Source organism: Bacillus sp. FG16 (assembly GCF_057809515.1).
Window position 1 is genome coordinate 1 of sequence record NZ_JBMDKC010000190.1, and the last position, 3,883, is coordinate 3,883.

A 3,883-nucleotide genomic window follows, 5' to 3' on the forward strand; every position below is an offset into this window, starting at 1 on the left:
ACCTTTTAAACGTTTAAATTGCATGACAATATAAGCCGCCGTCTTTTTACGTTTTTTCTGACTTTCAGTGGGTTTACGATGAAGATAGTCGTAAAAACCACTAACAGACACTTGTAATCGATGGCAAAGCCAGCGTACTCCAAATACTTGATTATATTGTCTTATAAACTGAAAACGTGTTAATTTTGGTTGCTGGCAAAGAAGGTTGCCGCCTTTTTTAGAAATTCATTTTCCTTTTTTAATGCCTGGATTTCTCTTCGTAAAGAACGTAGTTCTTGCATATCGGTTCCCTCACTATCTAAAAGTGAAAAAGAATATTTTTTTATCCATGAATTAAGGGTCCCATGCCCTAGATCAAATTCTCTTTGAATGCTGGAAATTGTACGCCCTTCTTTGATTACCAATTCAACACATTGTTTTTTAAATATTTCATCATACTGTTTTTTCATCTGAAACACCTCTTATATAGAATAATTTATCTCTATACTGTGTTCCAGTTTTACTGTACCACCTCAGAGAAATAACAGCATTGGAATAGGAGAAAGCCCTAACATTAGGGTACTAGGGCTTACAAACGCAGAAAAAATTAGACATGTTTATTATAACATGTGGTTTTAATAACTGATATAGAAAGATGAATAGAAATATGACATTGAGGAGTGAGAAGTTATGGATATAAAGCAATATGGTAAACGTGAAAAACGCTTAGTCGAACAAGTAGGCATTGCGAGAATGTGGGATTTTAATCAATTGGTGATTGCGATTATAGATAAGCATGGTATCGAGGCTGGAGAGGAAATTTTAAAGGATTTACAACAACATGCCATGGATACCGCAAAGTTACATATACAGGCTTTAGAAAGTGAAAAAGCCCTATAGACTAGGACTTTTTCTCAGAAATTTTTATTGCATACATACGTAAGACTCAATTACACCTTTGTGCATAAAATTCTCTTCCTAATCAGTATAACAAAAATGTTTGGAAGAGGCAGCCATCAAAAAATACCAATAAAAAAAGCCCTAGAAACTAGGACTCTTTCACAGAAACTACTTGAATGTGCACATACGAGGTCTCGGTTACCAGTATGTACATGTTGCCTTCATCAAAATTGTAACAGAAAAATAAGTGGTAGAAAACTAGATAATCTGACATTGAAAAACAAAAAGACCTAACGAGTAGGCCTTTCTGCTTGGTAAGAATAATTGGAAACGAGTGGTTTTCAATCGACAACTACACGAAAGATAGGTCCAGTATAACAAGCTATTTCAATCCAAACAAGAAGAGGTGTAAATAAAATATGACATTAGAAGAATTCTTTGAAGACAAGAAAAACGTAGTGTACGCAACGATTCAATATCAATTTGGTAGCTTTCCACAAGCTAGAAAAGTTGCAGAAATGAATCATATGGAATTAGAAGACCTTATCCAAATCGGTCTCCTGACATTGTGGGAAGTATGTGTAAAATTTCATGCAAAGAAATTAAAATACTTTAATGCATATGCATCTCAAGCGATTAAATGGAAAATTTGTGATGAACTTCATACGAAAGGTAGATTGATTCGTGTAGGAAAACATGTGAGTTATGAAGACAGAAATCGCATGTCCTTTCATTCTATTAATCTATATCGAGATGGAGAAGTTGAAAATGAATATTTTGCAGTCTCTCCAATCAATGTGGAGGAAGAGGTCCTGACAGCGATTCTATATCAGGAAGCTATGGATGTATTACAGCCAGAAGAAGTGTATGTACTACAGCGAAAGAGTCATGGTTTAACGGATCGTGAGATTGCCCAGGAGGTGGGAAGAAGTATCAGTGGTGTGAATCAAATAAAAAATGCAGCATTTCGCAAAATCAATCCCGCCTATGTCTCGAAGAGAAAGGGAAGAAAAAACCGCCAGCAGCCACTGGCGATCTAGACAAAATCAATTTTCAACATGATTATAGCACGAAATGAAATGAGATAAAAAGGAGTGTACGGATGAATGGATATTCAAGAAGTAAGTAGAGCGGTACAAGCAATACGAGCTGAAGAAAACGAGAACGGCATTCTCAGCATTCGGGGGAATGAAGTTCATTTGAGTAATGAAACATTTGAATGGGTGTTAGGTGAAAATAAGGTAAAACCAATCATAGCGAGCCGTGAATCAGAAGAAGTTCCATATGAAGTGGCATTTATAAGTGAAAATGTTGTCTATTACTCTCTCTATACTCTAGAAAGAATGGAAGAAAAAATTGGAGGGATACCCAATAGTAGAAAACTCAATGGTACTTGGAAATTGTCATGATTCAGTTGTAAGTGATGTTATGAGTAACTGCGAAAGTTGTGGGAAAGAAATTTACTTTGGTGAAGAGTACCGGGATATTGATGGTGATTACATACACGATGAAACAGATTGCATTAAACAATATGTAGAGTCTCATTCCATAAAGAAGGTGGCAGGTGAGTAAATGAACGCTGCTATTGAAGAATTAGAAAAGTCATTAAGTGTGGAAAGACGAAGGTTAAGCGAATACCGACGTGATTTAGAAAGGCTAGAAGAAAAGAAGCCGATTGTAGAACAAAATATCGTAGATACGATAGGTAAAATTTTTGACCTCGAAGCTTCCATTTTTGTTCTAAAAAATATGGCGAAAGGGTGAATGGATTGGAGATCACCAACGGTGCTCGAATTACGAAAAGTAAAAAGGCGAAAATCATCATCTATTCGAAGCCAGGTAACGGAAAGACAACGGTCGCTGGATTGTTACCTGGCAAAACGTTAGTCTTGGATATTGATGGGACAAGCCAAGTGTTATCGGGGTATGAAAATGTAGATGTGGCTAAAATTGATGGTGAACATCCACATGATAGTATCCTACAGTTTTATGCATTTGCAAAAGCAAATATAAATCACTACGACAATATCTTTATCGATAACCTAACACATTACCAAAAATTATGGCTGCTGAAAAAAGGTGAAAATACGAAAAGCGGTATGCCGGAGTTAAAAGACTATGCACTATTAGATAATCACCTTTTGAAAATAGTAGAGACGTTCAACGCATTAGATGCCAATGTTCTTTTCACAGCTTGGGAAACAACGAGAAATATTACTCACGATGATGGGCAGCAGTATACTCAATTTATTCCAGATATACGCGATAAGATTGTGAATCATATCATGGGAATCGTTCATGTTGTCGGTCAATTAGTGAAAAAAGCAGATGGGACAAGAGGATTTGTGTTAGAAGGGAATCAAAGCGTGTTCGCTAAGAATCATTTAGATACACGTCTCGGTTGCATACAAGAAGAATTAATCGTGTCATCCACAAACTAAAATACAGGGGGAAATAAATCATGAGTTTCTTTAAATTTGATGAATCAAATGCAAGTACAGGGTTTGAATTAGTTGCTGAAGGTAAATATGAAGCGGTCATTGTAAATGCAGAAGCGGGTAGAACGCAAGCAGGTAAGCCAAAACTATCTGTAGACTTTGAAATTCGTAGTGACGTACCGCAGAATCATCAAGGAGTGAAAGTACTCTATAACACATTTACGTTTGAACATGAGGTTTCTGTGAAAATCGTTAACTCATTATTAAAAGCATGTGGATTTAATAATAACCATGTCTTTACTTCACCAGAAGATATGGCGAAACAATTACTCAATAAAAATGTGAAAATCACAGTAAAACATGAAGAATACGATAAGGTTGTGGATGGCCAGAAACAAAAGCGTACGGCAGCCAAAGCAAAATATTATGACGTGTCGGACGTAAATCCGATAACAAGTGGCCCGGCAGTAACAGTCGGTGATGATATGTTACCGTTCTAAATAATTACATAGAGATAATATGAAGTGACCTCCTAGATTATCAAGTCAGGGATTTTAACCCATAAT

The 3,883-nt window shown here is 36.2% G+C and carries 8 protein-coding genes; 7 read left to right on the top strand and 1 reads right to left on the bottom strand.

Features of this window, described 5'->3' with window-relative positions:
* Positions 1-179: 179 nt before the first annotated feature.
* The gene (locus ACODS7_RS31210) at positions 180-449 is read right to left on the bottom strand and encodes a transposase (protein WP_255288188.1); all 270 of its coding nucleotides are present in this window, start codon (positions 447-449) and stop codon (positions 180-182) included.
* A 220-nt stretch (positions 450-669) separates the two neighbouring features.
* Between ACODS7_RS31210 and ACODS7_RS31215 the strand changes: the two genes are divergently transcribed.
* The 7 genes from ACODS7_RS31215 to ACODS7_RS31245 all read left to right on the top strand — a co-directional run bounded on the left by ACODS7_RS31215 (position 670) and on the right by ACODS7_RS31245 (position 3,817).
* Positions 670-879, top strand: coding sequence for a hypothetical protein (locus ACODS7_RS31215; protein ID WP_098679889.1), 210 nt, complete (start codon positions 670-672; stop codon positions 877-879).
* A 419-nt stretch (positions 880-1,298) separates the two neighbouring features.
* Complete coding sequence (locus tag ACODS7_RS31220) at positions 1,299-1,919, top strand: sigma-70 family RNA polymerase sigma factor (protein ID WP_488828443.1); 621 nt, start codon at positions 1,299-1,301, stop codon at positions 1,917-1,919.
* A 66-nt stretch (positions 1,920-1,985) separates the two neighbouring features.
* Positions 1,986-2,288: a hypothetical protein gene (locus ACODS7_RS31225; protein WP_208742657.1), complete on the top strand. Its 303-nt coding sequence runs from the start codon at positions 1,986-1,988 to the stop codon at positions 2,286-2,288.
* Between the two features lie 19 nt (positions 2,289-2,307).
* Positions 2,308-2,451: a hypothetical protein gene (locus tag ACODS7_RS31230; protein ID WP_172796783.1), complete on the top strand. Its 144-nt coding sequence runs from the start codon at positions 2,308-2,310 to the stop codon at positions 2,449-2,451.
* The gene (locus ACODS7_RS31235) at positions 2,452-2,643 is read left to right on the top strand and encodes a hypothetical protein (RefSeq protein WP_488828446.1); all 192 of its coding nucleotides are present in this window, start codon (positions 2,452-2,454) and stop codon (positions 2,641-2,643) included.
* A gap of 5 nt (positions 2,644-2,648) precedes the next feature.
* Positions 2,649-3,320: an AAA family ATPase gene (locus ACODS7_RS31240; RefSeq protein ID WP_488828448.1), complete on the top strand. Its 672-nt coding sequence runs from the start codon at positions 2,649-2,651 to the stop codon at positions 3,318-3,320.
* A 20-nt stretch (positions 3,321-3,340) separates the two neighbouring features.
* A complete protein-coding gene (locus ACODS7_RS31245; protein WP_488828449.1) occupies positions 3,341-3,817 on the top strand; it encodes a DUF669 domain-containing protein in 477 nt (158 codons plus the stop codon).
* Positions 3,818-3,883: the final 66 nt, after the last annotated feature.

Excerpts from the sequence above, each read along its gene's own strand:
- ACODS7_RS31210 (WP_255288188.1), bottom strand. The coding sequence starts at position 449 with ATGAAAAAACAGTATGATGAAATATTTAAAAAACAATGTGTTGAATTG.
- ACODS7_RS31215 (WP_098679889.1), top strand. The coding sequence starts at position 670 with ATGGATATAAAGCAATATGGTAAACGTGAAAAACGCTTAGTCGAACAA.
- ACODS7_RS31220 (WP_488828443.1), top strand. The coding sequence starts at position 1,299 with ATGACATTAGAAGAATTCTTTGAAGACAAGAAAAACGTAGTGTACGCA.
- ACODS7_RS31225 (WP_208742657.1), top strand. The coding sequence starts at position 1,986 with ATGGATATTCAAGAAGTAAGTAGAGCGGTACAAGCAATACGAGCTGAA.
- ACODS7_RS31230 (WP_172796783.1), top strand. The coding sequence starts at position 2,308 with ATGAGTAACTGCGAAAGTTGTGGGAAAGAAATTTACTTTGGTGAAGAG.
- ACODS7_RS31235 (WP_488828446.1), top strand. The coding sequence starts at position 2,452 with ATGAACGCTGCTATTGAAGAATTAGAAAAGTCATTAAGTGTGGAAAGA.
- ACODS7_RS31245 (WP_488828449.1), top strand. The coding sequence starts at position 3,341 with ATGAGTTTCTTTAAATTTGATGAATCAAATGCAAGTACAGGGTTTGAA.